General features: G+C 56.9%; 20 protein-coding genes. 6 read left to right on the top strand and 14 right to left on the bottom strand.

Annotated features, from left to right (window positions below):
* Nucleotides 1–505: 505 nt before the first annotated feature.
* The 3 genes from soil367_RS08425 to rlmE form a co-directional block, all read right to left on the bottom strand.
* A complete protein-coding gene (locus soil367_RS08425) occupies nucleotides 506–1,492 on the bottom strand; it encodes a bile acid:sodium symporter family protein (RefSeq protein ID WP_136548677.1) in 987 nt (328 codons plus the stop codon).
* Nucleotides 1,492–2,166: a FadR/GntR family transcriptional regulator gene (locus tag soil367_RS08420; RefSeq protein WP_136548676.1), complete on the bottom strand. Its 675-nt coding sequence runs from the start codon at nucleotides 2,164–2,166 to the stop codon at nucleotides 1,492–1,494. Before soil367_RS08420 ends, soil367_RS08425 begins: the two co-directional genes overlap by 1 nt.
* 99 nt (nucleotides 2,167–2,265) lie before the next feature.
* Complete coding sequence (gene rlmE, locus soil367_RS08415) at nucleotides 2,266–2,889, bottom strand: 23S rRNA (uridine(2552)-2'-O)-methyltransferase RlmE (RefSeq protein WP_136548675.1); 624 nt, start codon at nucleotides 2,887–2,889, stop codon at nucleotides 2,266–2,268.
* A gap of 233 nt (nucleotides 2,890–3,122) precedes the next feature.
* On the opposite strand from rlmE, the gene soil367_RS08410 reads away from it, so the two are divergent.
* The 3 genes from soil367_RS08410 (at nucleotide 3,123) to soil367_RS19185 (ending at nucleotide 5,832) form a co-directional block, all read left to right on the top strand.
* On the top strand, nucleotides 3,123–4,781 hold the full coding sequence (locus tag soil367_RS08410; protein ID WP_136548674.1) for an NAD(P)/FAD-dependent oxidoreductase: 1,659 nt from the start codon (nucleotides 3,123–3,125) through the stop codon (nucleotides 4,779–4,781).
* A complete protein-coding gene (locus soil367_RS08405) occupies nucleotides 4,778–5,521 on the top strand; it encodes a TrmH family RNA methyltransferase (protein ID WP_136548673.1) in 744 nt (247 codons plus the stop codon). Before soil367_RS08410 ends, soil367_RS08405 begins: the two co-directional genes overlap by 4 nt.
* Before the next feature lie 68 nt (nucleotides 5,522–5,589).
* Complete coding sequence (locus soil367_RS19185; protein ID WP_425459971.1) at nucleotides 5,590–5,832, top strand: hypothetical protein; 243 nt, start codon at nucleotides 5,590–5,592, stop codon at nucleotides 5,830–5,832.
* A gap of 230 nt (nucleotides 5,833–6,062) precedes the next feature.
* Here soil367_RS19185 and soil367_RS08395 read toward each other — a convergent pair whose 3' ends face one another.
* The 5 genes from soil367_RS08395 to soil367_RS08375 all read right to left on the bottom strand — a co-directional run bounded on the left by soil367_RS08395 (nucleotide 6,063) and on the right by soil367_RS08375 (nucleotide 10,036).
* The gene (locus soil367_RS08395) at nucleotides 6,063–6,908 is read right to left on the bottom strand and encodes a hypothetical protein (RefSeq protein WP_136548672.1); all 846 of its coding nucleotides are present in this window, start codon (nucleotides 6,906–6,908) and stop codon (nucleotides 6,063–6,065) included.
* A gap of 106 nt (nucleotides 6,909–7,014) precedes the next feature.
* Nucleotides 7,015–7,407, bottom strand: a complete 393-nt coding sequence (locus soil367_RS08390; protein ID WP_136548671.1) for a cell envelope integrity protein TolA — start codon at nucleotides 7,405–7,407, stop codon at nucleotides 7,015–7,017.
* 53 nt (nucleotides 7,408–7,460) lie between these two features.
* Complete coding sequence (locus tag soil367_RS08385) at nucleotides 7,461–7,847, bottom strand: hypothetical protein (RefSeq protein ID WP_136548670.1); 387 nt, start codon at nucleotides 7,845–7,847, stop codon at nucleotides 7,461–7,463.
* 89 nt (nucleotides 7,848–7,936) lie between these two features.
* Nucleotides 7,937–8,332, bottom strand: coding sequence for a hypothetical protein (locus soil367_RS08380; protein ID WP_136548669.1), 396 nt, complete (start codon nucleotides 8,330–8,332; stop codon nucleotides 7,937–7,939).
* 135 nt (nucleotides 8,333–8,467) lie between these two features.
* A complete protein-coding gene (locus soil367_RS08375; protein WP_136548668.1) occupies nucleotides 8,468–10,036 on the bottom strand; it encodes a hypothetical protein in 1,569 nt (522 codons plus the stop codon).
* 411 nt (nucleotides 10,037–10,447) lie between these two features.
* Here soil367_RS08375 and soil367_RS08370 point away from each other — a divergent pair, with 411 nt between their 5' ends.
* Nucleotides 10,448–11,341, top strand: a complete 894-nt coding sequence (locus soil367_RS08370) for an alpha/beta hydrolase (protein WP_136548667.1) — start codon at nucleotides 10,448–10,450, stop codon at nucleotides 11,339–11,341.
* Here soil367_RS08370 and chrA read toward each other — a convergent pair.
* Together chrA and soil367_RS08360 are read right to left on the bottom strand one after the other, a co-directional pair.
* Nucleotides 11,338–12,645, bottom strand: a complete 1,308-nt coding sequence (gene chrA, locus soil367_RS08365) for a chromate efflux transporter (RefSeq protein ID WP_136548666.1) — start codon at nucleotides 12,643–12,645, stop codon at nucleotides 11,338–11,340. The two genes, soil367_RS08370 and chrA, sit on opposite strands and share 4 nt — an antisense overlap.
* Before the next feature lie 343 nt (nucleotides 12,646–12,988).
* Nucleotides 12,989–13,732, bottom strand: a complete 744-nt coding sequence (locus tag soil367_RS08360; protein ID WP_246065589.1) for a MipA/OmpV family protein — start codon at nucleotides 13,730–13,732, stop codon at nucleotides 12,989–12,991.
* Nucleotides 13,733–14,276: 544 nt separating this feature from the next.
* Between soil367_RS08360 and soil367_RS08355 the strand changes: the two genes are divergently transcribed.
* Complete coding sequence (locus soil367_RS08355; RefSeq protein WP_136548664.1) at nucleotides 14,277–15,257, top strand: transposase; 981 nt, start codon at nucleotides 14,277–14,279, stop codon at nucleotides 15,255–15,257.
* A 358-nt stretch (nucleotides 15,258–15,615) separates the two neighbouring features.
* Here the strand turns inward: soil367_RS08355 and soil367_RS08350 are convergent, their stop codons facing one another.
* The gene (locus tag soil367_RS08350; RefSeq protein ID WP_136548663.1) at nucleotides 15,616–16,569 is read right to left on the bottom strand and encodes an AraC family transcriptional regulator; all 954 of its coding nucleotides are present in this window, start codon (nucleotides 16,567–16,569) and stop codon (nucleotides 15,616–15,618) included.
* Nucleotides 16,570–16,724: 155 nt separating this feature from the next.
* Here soil367_RS08350 and soil367_RS19150 point away from each other — a divergent pair, with 155 nt between their 5' ends.
* Nucleotides 16,725–18,113, top strand: a complete 1,389-nt coding sequence (locus tag soil367_RS19150; protein WP_136548662.1) for a fatty acid desaturase — start codon at nucleotides 16,725–16,727, stop codon at nucleotides 18,111–18,113.
* Here soil367_RS19150 and soil367_RS19180 read toward each other — a convergent pair.
* From soil367_RS19180 to soil367_RS08330, 3 genes are read right to left on the bottom strand one after another with little or no spacing between them, the layout of a single operon-like run.
* Nucleotides 18,094–18,387 (bottom strand): diguanylate cyclase domain-containing protein, encoded by a 294-nt coding sequence (locus tag soil367_RS19180; RefSeq protein WP_136550564.1) that lies wholly within the window; start codon nucleotides 18,385–18,387, stop codon nucleotides 18,094–18,096. The genes soil367_RS19150 and soil367_RS19180 overlap by 20 nt on opposite strands.
* Nucleotides 18,388–18,403: 16 nt before the next feature.
* Nucleotides 18,404–18,619: an SDR family NAD(P)-dependent oxidoreductase gene (locus soil367_RS08335; protein WP_136548661.1), complete on the bottom strand. Its 216-nt coding sequence runs from the start codon at nucleotides 18,617–18,619 to the stop codon at nucleotides 18,404–18,406.
* Nucleotides 18,620–18,632: 13 nt separating this feature from the next.
* Nucleotides 18,633–20,099 (bottom strand): flavin-containing monooxygenase, encoded by a 1,467-nt coding sequence (locus soil367_RS08330; protein WP_136548660.1) that lies wholly within the window; start codon nucleotides 20,097–20,099, stop codon nucleotides 18,633–18,635.
* Between the last annotated feature and the right edge of the window lie 8 nt (nucleotides 20,100–20,107).

Here is a 20,107-nt window from a genome sequence, read left to right as displayed (position 1 = left end):
AGGCTTTAAACGGCGAAAACACCGACCGTGATCGCTGGGCTCTAACATGGGTATCTGTCGTCATCAGGTTGCCCTCTCATCATCATCCGGCGGCTTGTACTAGCATGTTGTATCCGGTAATGAAGATTTTGCATTCGCCGTGCCAGCAGGCGGACGAGGGCTTTCAGGCGTTTGTTTAGACAGGCATTTTCGAACAAACGGAAGGCTGAATTCGGGGTAATGGGAATGCGCGTGTGCGCCCCGCGCTAGTGCGCAGGGCCCCGAAGTGGCTCTAGCTTGGGTCGGTGGCGTGCAATTGCGTTAGAACAACTAGTACAAGTGGGTCAGGCCGGGAAAAGCAGAAAGGCACAAGGCGGATTTGCAGCCCTGAGTGGTCGCGGTTTGCCAGTGGCGCGATCGCACAGGACGACCGGGCGCGGCTCCTGCACCAGCGCAATCAGAGAGAGTCTGTTGCGGAAGCTCAGCGGCTGCAGTATGAGGCATAAACTGCCGCCGCTCTTGCCGATCACAACGTTTGCGGCCTGGTCGGCGCCTCACTGATCCTGGCCTGGTATTGCCTGGCCAGGATCGCCCCAACAATGATCTGAATCTGGTTGTAGCACATGATGGGCAGCACAATCGCGCCAAAGCCAGGATGACCGGCAAATAGCACCTTCGCCATGGGCAAACCGGAAGCCAGACTCTTTTTCGACCCGCAGAAGACAACGGCCGCCTCGTCAGCAGCATCCAAACCCAGGTTCATGGCCGCCAATCGGCCGATTAATATCACCAGAAAAAGCAGTGCAAAACACAGCGCGATTGCCAGCACCACCGAGGCGATAGGCAAGCTCTCCCAGAGCCCGCTCACCACCGAGTGGCTGAACGCCGAGTAGACGATAAGCACGATCACCCCCTGATCGTAGCGGCCGAGCAGGGCCTTATGCCGGTCCATAAGCCGGGCAAGCCAGGGCCGCAACGCATGCCCGGCAAAAAACGGCAACAACAACTGGAGGATGATGTCTTTCAGTGCGCTGCCTGCAGCAAAGCCGTCCCCAGCCATGTTAACCAGTAACATAAGCAGGAACGGTGTAAGCATCATGCCGAATACGTTAGAGGCAGCAGCACTACAGACAGCTGCCGGCACGTTCCCTCGCGCCATTGCGGTGAAGGCAATGGAAGACGAAACCGCGGAAGGCAATACGCCCAGGTACAGGAACCCATACACCAGATCCTCTGGCATCCAGCTTGCGGGTACGAGCGAAAGAGGCCATACCAGGAGCGGAAACACGACGAAAGTCATGGTCGTGATGATCAGGTGCAGTTTCCAGTGGCCGGCTCCCGCAAGAACCTGTTTGCGGGAAAGTGCAGCACCGTGGAGAAAGAACAGCAGAGCAACGGCACCACTGCCCGTGAAGCTCAACTGCTCGGCGAAGCCGCCTTCAGCGGGTAATATGGTTGCCAGGCCGATTGTCCCCAGCAGAACCAGGGTAAAGCCGTCAACTGGGACGCGCATTACTCAAACTCCAGTGCATCCAGACTCGCTTTCAACAACGTCCGCGCCACGTCGTCTGCCACTCCCGCGTCGCCGCGCTGAACAGCTTCCAGCAAGCGCTCGTGATCCGCATGGGACGGTCTCGGCAGACCTTCGTTTTTCTCCGTCTCATGGATGGTCTTACTGATGCTGCCTGCAAAATACTTGTAGAGCTCAACGAGTGCCTGATTGCCGGATGCGTTTACGATCGCGTGGTGGAACTGTTCATCGAAGCGGATCCGCTTCTCAATGTCGTCGCCAGCAGCGTGACGGTTGTCCAGTGCTGTTCGCATGGCGTCCAAGTCCGCCTCGCCTCTGCGTTCAGCAGCGAGTCGAGCCGCTTCAGTTTCAAGCATCATACGGACCTCCAGTTGGTCGCGAAGCGCTGTTCGCTCTATTCGCCTGAAGACCTCGCCGGCGTCCAGCATTGCGCGTACAAACGTGCCGTCCCCCTGCCGGGTTTCCAGAATGCCAACGTGTGCCAGCACCCTTACCGCTTCCCGCACCGTGTTACGGCTGACGCCCAGGGTTTCAGCCAGCGTGGTTTCGTTGGGTAGACGCTCGCCTACCGCCCATGTGCCCTGCTCAACGGCGCGGCGCAGGTTCTCGACAGAGCCTTCGACGAGGGAGCCACGCTTGATCTTCTGTAGAGTCACCGTTATTCATCCTGTCTACCAGTCATCCGATGACTATGACGAAGACAGACCGGCAAGTAAAGACGCGAATGACCGGACCCGGAACTGGCCCTGCGGAAATCAACCGCCCCGAAACCCCTTCGCCACCAGATAGACTTCCCGGGAACGGGACCTCGATGAGTCCGGCTTGCGCACTGCGACTTTATCGAACACCGCGCGTACGGCTTTGACAAACTCGTCGTAGCCTTCGCCGTGGAAGACTTTCGCTACAAAGCTGCCTTTCGGCTTGAGGGCCTGGTGCGCCATATCAAGCGCCAGTTCTATCAGGTACATGGAGGCAGCCTGGTCCGCCGCGTTAACGCCACTGATATTGGGCGCCATGTCAGAAATGATGACGTCTGCCTGGGCGCCATCCAGCGTTGCCATGATCTGGTCGAACACCGCCTGTTCGGTGAAGTCGCCCTGCACAAACTCGACGCCGGCAATAGTGTCCATGGGCAGGATATCGGAGGCCACGATGCGGCCCTTGTCACCCACCAGTTTGGCAGCAACCTGGGACCATCCACCGGGCGCGGAGCCCAGGTCCAGCACCAGCGCACCGGGCTGGATCAGGCGGTCCTTGTCGTTGATCTCCAGCAGCTTGTAGCTGGCCCGGGAGCGATAGCCGTCCAGCTGTGCCTGTTTCACAAAGGGGTCGTTGACGTGCTCTTCGAGCCAGCGGTTACTGCTTTTGGAACGGGCCATGGGTTCTTCTGTTCACTGGTGGATGTGTTCTGTTAACTGATGGCTGTGTTCTGATCACTGCGGGAAAGACCGTAGTTTACGCCGCGGCGCTTCCTGCCGCAAAAGCACGCTCAAAGCGCCGGGGTTTCACCCAGCCCGCGTGTACGCCTGACAAGCCCCCGGCCCGGCAGTACAATTGGCGCACTTCTTAAACACCAATCTGCCGGGCCTTGGCCTGGCAGCCAGGAAATTCCATGATTCGCGTTACCGAACTGGCACTGCCCCTAGATCATCCCGAAGAAGCGCTACGTGCTGCAATCCTCCAGCGCCTGCAGCTTCGGGATGCGGACCTGCTGCAACTTACAGTTTTCAAGCGCAGCTATGACGCCCGCAAGAAGAACAGCGAGATCAAGTTCGTCTACATCGTGGACCTGGCCGTGCAGGACGAAGCCAGCGTATTGGACCGGTTCGCAGATGACGTACATGTCCGCCCTGCGCCGGATACTGCCTACTACCCCGTGGCGCAGGCACCTGCAGGCTTGTCAGACCGGCCGCTCATTGTTGGTCTGGGGCCCTGCGGTCTGTTCGCTGCCCTGCTGCTGGCACAGATGGGTTTTCGGCCGATCGTGCTGGAACGGGGCAAGGATGTTCGCCGACGTACGAAAGACACCTGGGCCCTGTGGCGCAAAAAAGAGCTGTCACCGGAATCCAATGTGCAATTTGGCGAAGGGGGGGCCGGGCTGTTCTCGGACGGCAAACTCTACAGCCAGATCAAGGACCCGAAGTTCTATGGCCGCAAGGTTATGGCGGAATTTGTCAAGGCCGGGGCACCGGACGAGATCCTGTACGTCAGCAAACCTCACATCGGCACCTTTCGTCTCACGGGCGTGGTATCACGCATGCGGGAAGAGATCATCAACCTGGGCGGCGAGATCCGTTTTGAGCATAAAGTCACCGATCTGCTGCTGGAAGAGGGTCAGGTTCGGGGTGTAACCCTGGCCAACGGCGAGCAGCTCATGAGCCGCCATGTCGTGATGGCATTGGGCCATAGCGCCCGGGACACGTTCAGGATGCTTCAGCACCGGGGCGTATTCCTGGAGGCCAAGCCCTTCGCCATTGGCTTTCGGGTTGAGCATCCCCAGGGCCTGATCGACAAAGCCCGGCTGGGTAAGTATGCAGGCCACCCTGCCCTGGGCGCCGCCGACTACAAGCTGGTGCACCATGCCAAGAACGGCCGGGCAGTTTACAGCTTTTGCATGTGCCCCGGCGGCACTGTAGTGGCCGCCACGTCCGAGCCCGGGCGCGTGGTCACCAACGGTATGAGCCAGTACTCCCGTAATGAACGTAATGCCAACTCCGGCATCGTTGTCAGCATCCAACCGGAGCAGGACTTCCCCGGCGATGCGCTGGCCGGTGTCGAATTACAGGAACAACTCGAAGCCAGGGCTTATGAGCTGGGTGGCAGCGACTACTGCGCCCCTGCGCAACTGGTGGGCGACTTTGTCGCAGGCAGACCTTCGGCGAAACTGGGTGAGGTGGAGCCGTCGTACAAGCCGGGGATTCTTCTTGGGGACCTTGCGCCGTCCCTGCCCGCTTACGCCATCGAAGCTATCCGCGAAGCCTTCCCGGCTTTTGGTCGCCAGATCCGTGGCTTTGACCGCCCGGACGCACTGCTGACCGGGGTCGAAACCCGCACATCTTCGCCGGTTCGCATAACCCGGGACCGTGACAGCCTGCAAAGCCTTAACACCCGCGGGCTTTACCCCGCTGGCGAAGGCGCGGGTTATGCCGGCGGGATTCTCTCCGCCGGGGTCGATGGCATCAAGATCGCCGAAGCCGTCGCCAAGGCCATGCTGGCGGACGTGGAAACAGCGCCTGCGCATGTGAAGGAAGCCCAGGTGCAAAAGTCGTGAAGCTGGATGACATCAAGAAGCTTCACCAGAAAAAATACCGCCAGTCCCTCGGGCACTTCCTGGTGGAGGGCGAACACCTGGTACTGGAGCTGGAAAAGGCCGCTGAGGGAAACTCGCACTGGCAGCAGGCGCAGTTATTCGTCACCGGCGCTTATCAGGACTGGCCCAGCCCCTGGCCCAAAACCCAGATCAGCGACCGGCAGATGGCCCAATTCGCCGACACAAAGTCGCCCCAGGGCATACTTGCGGTGGCGCCCTTACCGCCCGCCGCCGGCAGTGCTCCAGGAGCCGACGCATCTTCAGCCTCGACGGGAAAGGCCGTCTACCTGCATGAAGTCCAGGACCCTGGCAACCTCGGCACCATCCTGCGAACGCTGGCCTGGTTCGGCGGCCTGCGCTGTCTGCTCAGCCCCGGCAGTGTGGATCCGTTCAACCCTAAAGTGGTGCGGTCCAGCATGGGTGCTGTTTTTCATGTGCCCATCGAAACCGAAGTCAGCCTGGCTGCCCTGGGCAGCCGCTATTCCCGTATTGCCTGCCTCGACATCGGCGGTGAGCCGCTGACAAGCCCTGACTTCCATGACCATGACTGCTACCTGTTCGGCAACGAGGCCCGGGGAGTACCCGCCGAAGTATCCACGCTTGCCGCCCAGCGCTTCACCATCCCCGGTGCCGCCGCGATTGAATCCCTGAACCTCGCTTCTGCCGTTAACATGGCAGTGTATGAGTTGAATCGGACGTAAGGCGGGTTTGAACAGAAAGACGCTCAGAGCATTATTTCTGGCTTTCGGGCCTAGCCATCCTCAAAGGCGTGATTGGCTTTGCGCTCGCCTTCCAGTGCGATGTGATCGCCGAGGGTGTCGAGACCTGGCAGCATGGCCAGCATCTGATTGAACTGGGTTGCGAGTGGGGCGAGGGCTTCTACATCGCCCGGCCCATACCCGCCGGTGAATTGCAGGGTTGGGTTGAGGGTTGGCGGCTGACCGAGTTCCGCAGGAAGTTTGGTGCACACGCCGGCCGGAGCGAGATTGGGGGAGAGCAGACAGTTTGCTGACACGAGATAAGGTCATCGCTCGTAATAATGACGCATCCGGAGCTTGTGGGGATGGAGATCATGGGGTGGTTGGGGCGTTGATGTTCAGGTGGCGTTTTTCCGTGGAGCCTGGGGAACTAGTTGGTCTGTGCACCAATGGCCTGCTACTTCCTTTGTCTAAACTTCGCTTCGTAAGGTGCCGATATAGAGCGTGGGGATATTCGACCGCTACTTTTGGTTACATCGGAGCATTAGTCCCACAGGGCTTCAACCATTCTATGCCCGCTTGGGTCATACTTCTCGAGGGCCGCTCTATCATAAGGATGGTAGTTCCCACCGACGAAATAGATAGCCGATAGCTCCGCAAAGTATTCAAGTTGATTTTTCAGCGCATACGCATTTTTGATGGTTCTATTTTTAATATCACGGACGTTAGTATACCTATTACCGTCTTTGGCAGATTTCCATGAATTATAAATCGGCGGATGCTTCTCAGCCCAATTAGCGATATGCCATGCATGTGCCAGCTCATGAAATACGGCCTTTCTCGACCACAGGTCGTCCAAGTACATAAGATTCTCGGCACTGTATATAACTATAGAGTTCTCCCACTTTTTATCCAAACGGGGGTAGTTGCCGGGCTCACCCTTTCTTATATAACTCATACCGCTCTTACGCCCGCCATTAGGCGACGCCTCGCCCCACATAATGTAGAACTGTAAGTCAGACAATATTGTCCGCGATCTCAACGGCATCAGCGAAAAAACATAATCAAGTGTCTCCCGCAGTTTGGCCACAGACGCTCTAAACAGGTCTTGATCACCCTCTAGCAGACTTTTCTCTACATGAATATTCCATTTGCCGTCCGCAGACACATAGTGGCGATTAGGCGAACTGTAGTTCACTCGGTCTTTATTCAAACCAGATGGAACAGCGAGAGTTAAAGCATGGGGCTCTCTTTGACCCGAGCAGTGATAAGCGTTCTCGGTGAATAGCACGTTTCCTGATTTATCCGTGCATTTAATCACGCCGGCCGCATGGCCGAAGCCGGAGGACAGTAGCAGAAACGTCGCAGCCAATAGACAATTGATATTCAAGCGAACTCCGGCTTACTGGGTAGTGGTTCGGTGCATAAGGTGAAATTCTCAGCTTCAGCTGGCTGTCCTGTTAGCTGCCGCCATGATTAGCTCTGCCATTAAATGCTCAAGGCAAAGCGCCGCGGTCATAGAGCCGGTCAAACTCGTTGCGCGTCTTCTTCTTATTATCGACACACTCCACCATGTGCCTATCAGATCTGAATACGAGGCAGTCCACGGGGTCCATGTAATAGTTGCGCCACGCTTCGTCCTTCTTTCTACGGTACTCGGCTTGATGCCGTGCTAGCTCTTTCGCTTTCCGGTCCCGCTCTACAGTTTCTTGCTTCTCCTGCCGAACCCTTTGTTCTTTCGAGGCCGCAGCTTGCCTCTGCTTGTCCATACGCTCTCTCGCGATTTCATTCGCCCCGTTTAGCATGAAGCCTACGATTACCACCCTCAGGATCAAAACTACAACGAATGCCAGAATGATTCCTGCCGCAATTTTTAGAATCAGTTTCATTGTCTTCCTTCTTGACGCCAATAATCACCGGTTGTTACCTGCACTGCGCTAAGCTAGCGCCTGGACATCAACCTGGCTCTGATGGGAAATACGATCCATGGCAATAAGCTAAATCCAGTCAGATACCAGTAATTGAACAGGTACTCAGCACCGTGGTCTTTATAAGCCACGAGATAAGCATAGTCGTACAGGAAGAAAGGCACCGAGAAGTAGAAGGCCACTATCAGAGACGACCGTGCTAGACCGTAGCTCTTGAACAAGAGGATGAGCCCCTTCGAGAGAAGGATCATCGCGAACAGAGGCAACACATCCACGAACACAAGCTGGGCCAGCCAGGTCCAGTCCTGGTAGTAGTCGCTCCGAAGCCCGAGCAGGAAAAACCACGTCCATAGCGTTGTTACGACGCAGATGACGTAAAAATGCTTCATCCATTCCGGCATGTTGGCTCTATGTCCCTGTTGGTAAAGCCATTGCTCGCGCGCATGTGGCGCGCCCCGAGGCCCCGTTTGTCATACCGTGCAGATCTGCTTCACCGACCAAGGGCGCTCCAGAACCACTTCCGCAACGCCAGCGCCGAAACGATCATTCCACTGCCAATAAAAAGAAGACAGACGCCTAGCCACAGTTGATAAGGGCCACCGCCGAACTGGCTGAACGGCTGCGGGCCTCGGATCACCCACATATAACGCCCATGATCGCCGTGGATGAACCAATAGAGCGCTGGGATAAGCATCAATGTGATGACACCGAGTCCCATCAATACCACTGAAATCACATCCGATGCCGGCATCAAACCTGGCCCGCTGACTTTGGGCTTTGCACTAATGATGGCCCGGCGCCCGAGTACAAGCGCCTTTACGGCGAAAAACGCAGTTACACAGAGGAACACTATCGCGAGCAGTGCAAGTGCCGATAGAAAGACCACGGTGTGCGCCTCCATCCTTAGTGAAATTAAGCCACCCTTGGCTACGAAGGCATCGATATACCCTTATGACCGGACGGCATGAGGCGCGAGGACGAACGACTTGTTCCGGACAATAGACCCTGAGGGCTCAGAGGGCTATCCAATCCCGAATAATCTCCTGCGGACCGCCCTTACAACGCGCCTCGGAAGGCGGCGCACCCGCTGTTGCAGGTTGTAGAGCCTGAGTAATCCAATCGGCGTATTAAACGGCAAGGGCAATAATTCAGGCCAGCCATAAGCAACCATATCCCGCTGAAACAAGCCGGAAGCGCGATAGCTCTCGGGCAGGCGGAGCATTGTCTCGAGGCTCAGGGTCGTCGCCATGAGACTCACATTAGCACGCCGGCGGCCGGGGAAGAGGTAACGGGTCGACGAATCCCAGCAGCCCATCCTTTGTTCAATATAGGCAAGATCAAGCGTGTCGCAGGGCGATTTCCTGATGGCTTCCGGTAGTTCCTCGTACCACCGCGTAACCGCAGCCAGCACGGTGTCCGTCTGAGGCAAACGAAGGAGGGATGCAAGCCCGGCTGGGGTGACGTCGGCGCCAGTGGGACGTTTTCCGTGCCAGTAATAGGCTCGTGCTGTTTCGCCAGCCATACCTGGCAGATTTATGACATCAGCCGGAGGCCTTACTTTCTCGCGGGCCGGTGCCTTCAGGATTGGTCCGTATTTGGATTCACCCAGGCGAACAAACGCTCGCTCTATATCAGCCTGCTCTGTTGGTCGCGGCACTACCTTGTCTATGCGGTGGGGCAGCCTGGCAGTCCGGGCGAGACGAGCCGCGACCGTCACATCGGTTTGGGATTCCAGATTAGGCTTTGAAGAGGTAAACGTATTAATGGTGACTCTTTTGTCGCCAGTGAATGGACGAACACAGGCCAAAATAGCTCTGGAGTCGCGTCCTGCTGACATGGGTATCTGCAGTTTGCTGTAACCGTCGGCAAGCACGTCCAGGAGCAACCGGGCGTGATCCACCACCCTGGCCGCTGCAACGGGCCCGTCTATGGGTTCGCCGACAGTCCCTATGGGCCAGTGCCGCTTAGCCTCAAATTTTGCAAGGTCCAGGTAGTGGTTGGGCAGGAGCCGATCTAGTCCGATAAACGGGGTGATGCCAAAGGCGTAAAAAGCGGTGGTATTGATAGGATCAACCGCCTGGCTGAGCTCAACGTCCCGCTTGAGATTGGGAATCAGGTTGTGAGTGGTGGCCGCCATCCTGGCGTCCGCTGAGTAAACAACGGAATGGGTCGCGCCAAGGTAGAGCCGCTGGCATTGTCCTGAGCTGGAAATAACAATTGCCGTCCAGTTGCCAGCAAAGCCGCTGCCATCCGTGTTCCCGTTCGCGTCCCGCCCGTACAATGCCCGTTCAATATCAGCCGGCGTGAAGTCGCTGTCTACGGGCAAGGTGATGACTGCCTCGTCAGCTACATGGCCGGTCTCGGCCTCAAGGTAAGCGAGCGATTCAATAACCCAGCCAATGGCCGCTCCGTCACGACTTTGCAGAGGACAAACGTTGGCGTCAGGATGAGCCGCCAGGTGCCATTCCGCCAGGGTTTCCGTAGGCCAGTCACTCGGCGCGGCCCCTCTTTGTTTGGTGAGTAACCACTGGCGTGACAGCTCTTCAGCGGGTAGCGGATATAGCGCATCCAGATTGGCAATGTTGTCCATTTCAAATCCCAATAGGTTTCGCGTCCAGCGTCTTTCCACAATCGCCTGCTAAACGCTTTTTTCCATGATCGTTACCTCTGCCTGGACCACAGATCATAGTAATTAAAGCACGTTGACCTCAAGTCGAGTGGCGCGAGGACCTGTCGTGCCATGCTTCCACGCTGGCGGAATGGCCGACGAGGGAGTGGACACCTGAAACCAGAGTGGACACCTGAAACCAGAGAACCGGCACTCTGCACCTGCGCAATCAACGTCAGCACCCGTGTTCTGAGCGGCTGCCTTCCGGGCCAAGGGCATTCTCCCCAGGGCAACCACCCTTTGTTGATTGACGTTCAAGATACAGGCAGGTTATCTTGAACGCCATTCAATAGGCGGTCTACCTGCCAGAAATTAAAAAAGAGGCTCAACAAAATGCCGAAGGCGAACTACAGAAAAGGTTCTTTTACGCACCAGCAGGTACGCTGCGCAGCAACACTTCACAAAGCGGCGAATGCGGATGCGTCGCCCTGCCCGACCATTCTTATGGTTCACGGCTGGGGCGGAACCCAACTGACGCTCGTCACGCATTTCATCACCGCCTTCAACGACGCCGGCTTCTGCGTGGTCACGTTCGACTACCCCGGATGGGGCGACAGCGAGGGCCTTCCGCGTAATGTTATCAATCCCTGGAAGCGCGAAAAGACAGTAGAAAGTGCCCTGGCCTACGCCAAATCTCTACCTGAGGTTGATAACTCGAACATCATCCTGTGGGGCAGTTCATTCGGTGGAGGCCATGTCGTTCGAATCGCCGCAGAACACCCGGAATTGCGCGGTGCTATTGCTCAGGTGCCCATGCTTGACGGTTTCCTTACCGTGAAAGCCGCGCCGCTCTCCCGGCTTTTGCGATTCGGCCTGGATATCGTGCGGGATCTGATCAATCCCTTCGCCACCCGTTACTTGCCCATTATTTCTGAGGCGGGTGGTTACTCATCCATGGATCGTGACGGCGCATGGCGCGTGGAAGAATGGATTCGCACCCATCTGGAGCGCCTTAACGACAACCGCGTCGCGGCCCGATCCCTGGCAACGATGTCGTTCTATCGCCCGTTCAGATACCTGAAACTGATTCAGATCCCAACACTGGTCATCGGAGCGACACGCGATACTGTCGCGCCATTTGATGAGGCCGGCGTAAAACGGATGTCTTCCGGCAGCGTTGAGATCCGCACAATCGATGCGAACCACTTCGATCCTTATCTCGAGCCGTGGTTTGAAGAAAACATCAAGCTTCAGCTGGACTTTGCGAAAAAGCTTAATGCGCGTTAAACCCACGCGGTCCAAAAAACCCACAGGGCGCCCAGGGTCGCCAGGATTCCGAGCAAAGACAGGACACCCATCCGCAGCCGGAACACCAGGATAAAGGCAACCGCCGACAAGACCGCCATAGCCAAGTCGACGCTCTGCGGAACGGGTAGGCTCATATCCATACCAAACGTGGTAATCCGGAAGTGCTCTGTAAACAGTGCATTGACGGCAAACCATAGCGCCAGGTTGGCTATGACCCCGACCACAACGGCGGTCACCGCCGCCAGTGCCGCAGACAGTGCTTTATTGGCCCGCAGCTTCTCAACGTAAGGCGCGCCGGCGAAAATCCAGAGGAAACACGGCAGAAAAGTAACCCACAATGTCAGACATGCGCCCAGTGAGGCATAAAGAAGGCTGGGTTCAATACCCGCCTCCCGATACGCAGCAAGGAATCCCACAAACTGCGTCACCAGAATAAGCGGGCCCGGTGTGGTTTCAGCCAGGCCGAGCCCCTCCAGCATTTCGCCTGGTTGGAGCCACCCGAAATTCTCTACCCCCTGCTGTGCGACATAAGCCAGAACAGCATACGCACCGCCAAAAGTTACCGTGGCCATCTTCGAGAAGAACACCGCGATCTGGGAAAATACGTTGTCCGGGCCGAGCAGTACCAGCAGCCCACCCAGGGTGAGCAGCCAGAGCAACAAGCACACCAGAGCCGCTCGCCTGGTTCCGACCCGAACAACCGGCTCCGTAGAGGAAGCGGGCTCAGATTGGGTTGAACCCGGTGTCGTCGTCCTTCTTGCGGCGGTGTAGCCAATGATGGCAGCGCTGAGCACTACCAGTGGAAAGGGCAAGCCAAACACGAACAACGCCATAAAGCCCGCCACGGCCAGGGCAAGCATCAATTTCCCTTTGAGCGCCCGCCGGCCGATGCGGATCATCGCCTGCACGACAATCGCGAGCACAGCTGCCTTCAGACCAAAAAAGACACCTTCAACCACGGCCACGTCCCCCAGGGAGACATACAGCCAGGACAGCGCAAAAATGGCTATCGCGCCGGGCAAAATGAACAAAACACCAGCAACCACGCCGCCTTTTACACCGTGCAGCAACCATCCGACGTAAGTCGCTAATTGCTGGGCTTCTGGCCCGGGAAGAAGCATGCAATAGTTGAGTGCGTGAAGGAAACGGGGCTCATCAAGCCACTTTTTCTCATCGACGATGATCTGGTGCATCAACGCGATCTGTCCCGCTGGCCCACCGAAACTCAGAAACCCAATCCGGATCCAGACAGCAAGCGCCTCTTTGAACGTTACCTCGCGCAACGCCTACTCCTTGATTGCGGTTTAATGCATTGATAGCGAGTCAGTTGACACCGGATTTAATCTCCCGTCACGTAAAATCTCCCGCCACCGCTCAGTACCTCGTTAGTACCTCGGCATTTGAAGTTTCGTTCACGGCCTTTAGCCTGGTATGGGATGAACTGGAGGATTTACTGCTGGACGGCATTTTATTGGACAGCTTTGTACTGGGTGCGCTGACGCCGGTGTCCGGTCGCCGTGAAAATATCTGGCGAAACACAACCGGCTTTAAAACTCTAATCAGCGGTGCAACTGAAAGTCGGAGCTTCACAAATACATCAGTGAGCTCCGGCTAGCTGATCCAGATTCAGAATACGTAGATTGCGCCAACACCTACTTCCGCTTCGTAATCGCTGCGCGCAATTGGGCTGTCGCGCACGTCGCTGCTGAAATGCTCGTATAGCGCCTCGCCGAACACCTGCCATTTATCGCTGACATAATATCGGAAGGTATAGTTCAGCCCGATAGAGCGAAAGCCACCGTCGAGATCGGTTTGATCTAGCCCGGAATTAGCTGCCTGTTCTGAGTTGATACCAAAATCCCGATTAGCATAATCGCTATCGTGGAAAACCAGAACAAGACTCAGATCCGACCCCGTACCGTCTGTTTGGTCCCCGAAACGACGCCCAGCCCCAAAAATACCCAGGCTTCCGTCCTCGCTGGCAATAAGTCGTCCATCCAGCCAATAACGCCAGTCCGAATCGAGTGCACGACGCGCCTGCAAAACAATTTCAGTGCTCCCGTCGACATCACCAAGACCATCCAGACGACCGTCCTCGGAATCACTCTCTTCACGGCCATCCTCGAAAGGGAAAGCAACTGCGACGTCAAGAAGCCAGGCCTCAGATCGAAGTCCCCGCCAGCCGAGTGCCGCACCCGCCCAGTAGTAGATATTATCTCCGTCTCGCCATTGCACGGCGCCGGCAGGATTGGCCTCAAGTTCGAATTCATCGGAGCCTTCGTAGGCAGACTCGTACTCAATACCCAGGCCAAGCCCTACTCCCCAGCCATCTTCGCCTCTGGTGAAGTCGTCAACCGAGGGCAATGGCACCAGAGCTGTCTGTGATTCTTGTCCAATTGCGGTTTGAAGGAAAATCCCATTTACCAATACAACCAACGTTAGACATACAGACTTTTTCATTTCGGTGCCGCTTCAGGTTGGGTAGACAGACAATTTTACGCTTTTCCCTGCACCGGCATACTCAATATGCGCAGGCTCCTGTAAAAATTCGTGAATCCCAACGCAAACAATCTAATAAGCTCTTACCACCATGAGTCAGGATTGGATCGGAGGCCACCGCCCCCGGCTCAAAGTGGCTATTACGCGCCTTTTTTTAAATCTGCGGCACGCCGTTCATGAAAGCTCTCAAGACCACACCCTATCCGAGGACGTGGTGGCAATTTGGACACCTGGCAATTTCTGTGGCAATTTGGACACCCACCCATCTCTAGGGCAATTTGGACACCAGGGCAATTTGCACACCCATCTCTAACCACAGGGCAATTTGGACACCCATCTCTAACCGAACTGTAGCTCTTGACGTCGGGCTCGAATACTGTTTTTATATACAGCTAATTGCAGATGGAGCTGCGTCTTGCCCAAACCCCGCAAAACCCAGGTTGCCCTCAGTGCCACGCCCTACTATCACTGCGTTTCCCGGTGTGTCCGCCGAGCCTTCCTCTGTGGCCGCGATCCCTTGAGCGGTCGGGACTTTTCACATCGCCGTGGCTGGATTGAAGCGCGCATCCTCAAACTTACCAACACCTTTTCAATTGACGTCTGTGCCTATGCGGTGATGAGCAATCATGTACACGTAGTTTTACATGTGGACCAGGCACTGGCCGAGAGTTGGTCGCTGGATCAGGTGATCGACCACTGGCACGGGCTTTTCACCGGCTCGTTTTTGAGCCAGCGCTACTGTCGGGGCGACGCGATGGGACGGGCAGAGCTCAGCGCGCTGCATCAACAGGTGGAGGTTTGGCGCGGCCGACTGCAGGACATCAGCTGGTACATGCGCTGCCTGAACGAAGTCATCGCCCGCCAGGCCAACCAGGAGGACAATTGCACGGGAAGATTCTGGGAAGGTCGCTTCAAATGCCAGGCACTGCTGGACGAGAAAGCGCTGGCGGCCTGCTTGGCCTATGTTGATTTGAATCCAGTAAGGGCCGGTATAGCAGACACCCCAGAGGCCAGCGAATTCACCTCCATTCGCCAGCGCATTCTACAGCGCAACACAGCGCCGGGAAGCCAACCGGTTCAATTACTGCCCTTCTCAGGGAACCCGCGGGAAGAGATGCCCAAAGGCCTGCCGTTCCGGTTGGACGACTATCTGGAACTTGTCGACTGGACGGGAAAGCAAGTTCGGGACGGTAAGCGCGGTGCGGTTGCTCAGGACCTACCGCCGATCCTGGAACGGCTGGCAATCGAACCGAAGCACTGGCTCTCGATGAGCCTGCACTTTGAAAGCCGCTTTAAGGGGCTGGTGGGCACCGCCTATGCCGTAAAGGCCGCCTGTCGGCAACTGGGTTATCGACGCTATAGTGGCGTTTCGCGGTGTAAAGAGCTCTTCGGCTAGACGCTCAGTTCCATCAAGTAAAAACCGGCACTGCGGCCTTTCCTGTCACTACCTTCCCGCCAGATCCCGCTCAAATATACTGATTCCGCCATCTGTACCCGGCCCTAGTGCTAAAACGGCTCCCGATAGCCGGGCTGACATGCTGCGGATTGGCAGAGAGCAATGTTTCTGTGTTTTATTAAATTGGGTGTCCTGTTTTTCTGTTGCTGTTTTTCTGTTTCTGTTTTTCCCCGAAGGTGGGGCAAATCGCTGGCATCAGTGACTCTGTCCTGCTTGGTAATGGCCATTCTCAACGTCAGCCCCCGATTTTGCCTTTTCGTCCCGTTTCAATGCTTGCCTGTCTGGAACCCTCGTCCGCTCACCTGGGGCTGTCACTGAGCCGGCTGAGTTCGCGATAGCGCGAGGGAGCGCAGTCATGTATACGACGGAAGGCCTGGCTGAAGGCCGCATCGGACTGGTAACCGAATTGTTCGGCAATATGCCAGATCGGCTGGTTGCTGTGGCGAAGCTGCCAGGCAGCCAGGCGCATCCGGTGAGCAGTCAGGTAGGACCAGGGCGGCTCGCCCAGCACCTTGCCAAAGCGGTTGGCAAAGGATGACCGAGACATGCAGGCGATACCCGCCAGCTGCGGCACAGTCCAGGCGCGTTCGGGATTCTTGTGCATGGCGGATAAAGCAGCTGATAGCGCCGGGTCCTTGAGCGCAAGAAGCCAGTTTCCGCTGCCCTCGGGCAGGTTGTCGACATAATCGCGCAGGCACTGGATCAGAAGGATGTCGGCAATGCGGTTGATAACGGCCTGCTGTGCCGTTCGCTGGGTACTGATTTCGGTTTCCAGAAACATCAGGCCGAAGTGCAGCCAGTCTGGCGTTTCGCTATCGGTGGCACGATAGTGGATCAGGCTGGGCAAGGCCGAAATCAGGGGCCGCGCCAGGTCGCTGTCAAATTCGAAGTAACCGCTTACCAGGCGATCTGCCAACTGGGGCTGACTGAATACACTCAGGGTTTGTAGGCCACCGGTTTCCTGCGGATCGAGGTGCTGCTTGAGGTCGAGGGCCGGACAGGTCCTCATACTGTCGTCGGAGTCGCTCATCCAATGCGCAGGCCCTCGGGGCAGAATAATCACATCCCCGGTCTGAATCTTCAGGTTCGCTTCACCCTCGCGAGCCAGCACGCAACTGCCCGAGGTAACCACATGAAAGCTGGCGACCCCCGGCATGTGCAGGGCCATTTTCCAGGGAGGCTGTAGCTCTACCCTTTTGAAGCGGGCACCACTTAGGCGGATGTCATCAAGGAGAAGGCTGAGGGTGTCCATAGGCGTTTGGCTAAACAATTCCGGCTTTATGCGATGTTCTTAGCGTATCACTAAAGAAATACGGCTGAATACGCCTTAATCCGCTGTGGCATGGCGTGCACAATAGGCCCCAAGCAGATGCTTCAAAGTACCACCGACGCCATAGAGGTTTAGCAATGACAACAATAACCGCCAATGAAACGCACTGGTCAGACGGCAAACGCTATTTGTGGCTCTTTAGCCCGCTGGTACCCTTTCTGGGCCTGATCGCTATCTCCCTGTACCTTGCCACAGGCTGGAGCACCCTGCTTTGGATGGGGCCGGTTCTGGTCTACATAATCATCCCCCTGGCCGATCTCATCGTCGGCACGGATACCACCAATCCCCCTGAAACCGCGGTATCTCAGCTGGAGAATGACCGTTACTACCGCGCCATCGTCTTTACCTATGTCCCGGCTCAGCTGGCCCTGACCGTGTGGGGCGTCTGGTTGGCGACCTCCGGCCAGCTAAGCGGGTGGGAGATTTTTGGCCTGTGTTTCACCGTAGGGGTGATCAATGGCATCGCCATCAATACCGCCCACGAACTGGGCCACAAGAAAAGCGGCGCTGAACGATGGCTGGCGAAGCTGACCCTGATGCCAGCGGCCTATGGCCACTTTTTCATCGAGCATAACAAGGGCCACCACGTTAACGTTGCGACGCCCGATGACCCGGCCAGCTCCAAGATGGGTGAAAGCTTTTGGGCCTTTCTGCCGCGAACGGTAGTTGGCAGCGCTCGCTCGGCCTGGAATATCGAGAAAAAACGGCTGAACCGGCTGGACAAGTCCGTTTGGAGCCTGGAAAACGAAAACCTGCAGGCCTGGGGCATGACCCTGGTGTTCTTTGGGGTACTGACGGTCTGGCTTGGCTGGCCGGCACTGGTATTCCTCGTGATTCAGGCCGCTTACGGCGCGTCGCTTCTGGAGGTTGTTAACTATCTCGAGCACTACGGGCTGCTGCGTAAGAAACTGCCCAGCGGTCGCTACGAACGCTGCCAACCGCGCCACTCCTGGAATAGCAACCACATCGTGACCAACCTGTTCCTGTATCAGTTGCAGCGCCACTCGGATCACCACGCGCACCCTACCCGTCGCTTCCAGGCCCTGCGTCATTTTGAGGACAGTCCGCAGCTGCCCTCGGGCTATGCCTCCCTGCTTTTGCTGGCCTATTTCCCGCCTCTCTGGCGTAAAGTGATGGATCCGCGGGTGGTTGCGCATCACGGCGGCGACTTGAACCAGGCCAATATTCTGCCCTCCAAGCGTAAGGAAATACTGGCCCGCTGGGGTGTTGAAGATAGAACAGGTGGAGAGGTGCCTCTGGTTGAAACGGCGGAGGAAACCGCTGCGGCAAGTACTGAGGCCAAGGCATGGCATTGCCCGGGCTGTGGCTACGTATATAGACAGTCCGAGGGCTGTGAGGCCGAGGGTTTTTCGCCGGGCACCGCATTCTCTCTTATTCCGGACGACTGGTGCTGCCCTGACTGCGGCGTGCGCGACAAGGTGGATTTCAAACCCCTGAGGGAGTAAAACCCGACGGTCGTACCATATCGAGGCTGCGAAGCAGAAGTTCAGTCGCTTCGCAGGCTTTCAGACGGGCCCTAACGCTGCTCAAGAGTTGATCGACGACCCAGTGGCTAAAGGTATCGTTCACCGTTTTGAACCGGTTCAGGTCCAGAAACATCACGGCCAGCTTCTGGTTATTGCGTCGGGCGTGGGTAATGCCAAGGTTCAGCCGGTTCTTGAACAGGGTCCCGTTCGGCAGGCCTGTTAGCGGATCATGGTATGCCCGATCTGCGGCGATCTCGGCCTTTTTGCGCTCACCTGTTTAGGGCAGCCTTGCTACCCATATCGACCGCTTCGGCATTATAGTCTGCGCCGATTGCAGCCAGTTCTGTTTGAGTTGTGTCGAGCCTGGCAATGTCGCAGAACGCGACCTTGGCGCCCTGCCGCGCCAGCGCCATAACGACGTGGTGGCCGATCCCATCGCCGCCACCGCCGGTGACGATGGCAGCCTTGTCAGTGAAGTCTTTCATGACTTACAGCCTCTCACGCGAAAATGTGGTGATCGGACCGAAAACGGCTAGCCAGTCGTCGATAAGTGAAACTGAAGCCCGGAAACATGGCAATCACGTGACCGCTCTTGCTCTGGTACCAGCTTTTGCAGCCGCCAGTCTTCCACACGGTTTTGTTCATTTCGGAGTGGATCATCCTCGTGTAGGCGTCCTCGGCCTCGGGCCTGACTTCAATGGACTGCTTGCCGGACGTCTCCAGCTTTCGAAGGCAGTCGGTGATGTACTTCATTTGCGATTCGATGACAAACAGCGCAGAGGTGTGCCCAATGCCTGTGTTAGGGCCAGTGACCACGAACAGGTTGGGGAACCGGGGAATAGCCGTGCCGAGATAAGCGCGGGGATATTCATCCCAGACTTCCGACAGCCCTACCCCGCCCTTACCAATCACGGGGTACGAGATGACGCCATCGGTCGCGTCATAGCCTGTGGAATAGACGATCAGATCCACGTCGAGCTGTTCGCCCTGGGCGGTAACGATGCCACGCTCGTTAATGGAAGCAATGCCATCGTCCCGGTCGTGCAGGTGGACATTAGCCCGCGAGAGTGCCGGGTAAAGAGTGCTGGATAAAATGATGCGCTTGCAGCCGATGGTAAAGTCCGGCGTCAGCTTTTTGCGCAACGAGGAATCTGGAACCTGCCGGTCGAGGTGTTTCAATGCCTGGCGCTGAGCCACAAGGTTCAGCATGGTTCTGGAATACTTGAAACCAATGACGCGGCTCTCGAGGCTCCAGTAGATGAGCCACCGCAGTGCCTTGTACAGGGGCTTCACACCAAGCAGCCGCTGCTCGAGCTGGGAAAATTTGCGGTCGGGTCGGGGCAACACCCAGTGCGGCGAGCGCTGGAACACGTGCAGCTCCTCTACCTTATCCGCTACCGCAGGAATCACCTGGGCAGCGCTGGCGCCGCTGCCAATGATGGCTACGCGCTTGCCTTTGTAGTCGTAGGAATGGTCCCAGTTGTTGGTATGAAAGCTCTTGCCCTTGAAAGTGTCGCGTCCGGGGAAATTGGGAATTACGGGCGTACTCAACGGACCAGAGGCATTGATGAGCACCCGCGCCTGGAAACTCCCTGCTGCGTCCGTCTCGATGGTCCAGTACTTGTCTGTCTCGTTCCACTGGACCTGCCGGACGTTGGCATTAAGCGTAGTCCTTTCGCGCAGGCCGTGCTTGTCGATCACGTTATTGGTGTACCGCTGTAGCTCGTCTTGCTCTGCGAACATCTGCGACCACGCATAGGGCTCTGATGAGATGGAATAAAGCGGAGACTGTACATCGACCGCCGCACCGGGGTAGCTGTTCTGGCACCAGGTGCCGCCCATGAAATCGCGGCGTTCGAGGATCTGAAAGTCCGTTATTCCCTGCTCCATGAGTCGGATCGCAGCACACTGCCCGCCGAATCCGCTACCGATAATAATCACCCGATAAGTTTGCTGCGGCTGCATGCCCGTGA

This window comes from Hydrocarboniclastica marina (genome assembly GCF_004851605.1).
Taxonomy (GTDB): Bacteria; Pseudomonadota; Gammaproteobacteria; order Pseudomonadales; family Oleiphilaceae; genus Hydrocarboniclastica; species Hydrocarboniclastica marina.
Note: the sequence above shows the minus strand (reverse complement) of the source record. Positions and strands in the feature narration are given on the sequence as shown.

Coding starts and splice junctions, on each gene's coding strand:
- soil367_RS08425 (WP_136548677.1), bottom strand. CDS start 1,492: ATGCGCGTCCCAGTTGACGGCTTTACCCTGGTTCTGCTGGGGACAATC.
- rlmE (WP_136548675.1), bottom strand. CDS start 2,889: ATGGCCCGTTCCAAAAGCAGTAACCGCTGGCTCGAAGAGCACGTCAAC.
- soil367_RS08350 (WP_136548663.1), bottom strand. CDS start 16,569: ATGGACACCCTCAGCCTTCTCCTTGATGACATCCGCCTAAGTGGTGCC.
- soil367_RS08390 (WP_136548671.1), bottom strand. CDS start 7,407: ATGAAACTGATTCTAAAAATTGCGGCAGGAATCATTCTGGCATTCGTT.
- soil367_RS08330 (WP_136548660.1), bottom strand. CDS start 20,099: ATGCAGCCGCAGCAAACTTATCGGGTGATTATTATCGGTAGCGGATTC.
- soil367_RS08375 (WP_136548668.1), bottom strand. CDS start 10,036: ATGGACAACATTGCCAATCTGGATGCGCTATATCCGCTACCCGCTGAA.
- soil367_RS08370 (WP_136548667.1), top strand. CDS start 10,448: ATGCCGAAGGCGAACTACAGAAAAGGTTCTTTTACGCACCAGCAGGTA.
- soil367_RS08335 (WP_136548661.1), bottom strand. CDS start 18,619: ATGAAAGACTTCACTGACAAGGCTGCCATCGTCACCGGCGGTGGCGGC.
- soil367_RS08410 (WP_136548674.1), top strand. CDS start 3,123: ATGATTCGCGTTACCGAACTGGCACTGCCCCTAGATCATCCCGAAGAA.
- soil367_RS08385 (WP_136548670.1), bottom strand. CDS start 7,847: ATGCCGGAATGGATGAAGCATTTTTACGTCATCTGCGTCGTAACAACG.
- soil367_RS19150 (WP_136548662.1), top strand. CDS start 16,725: ATGACAACAATAACCGCCAATGAAACGCACTGGTCAGACGGCAAACGC.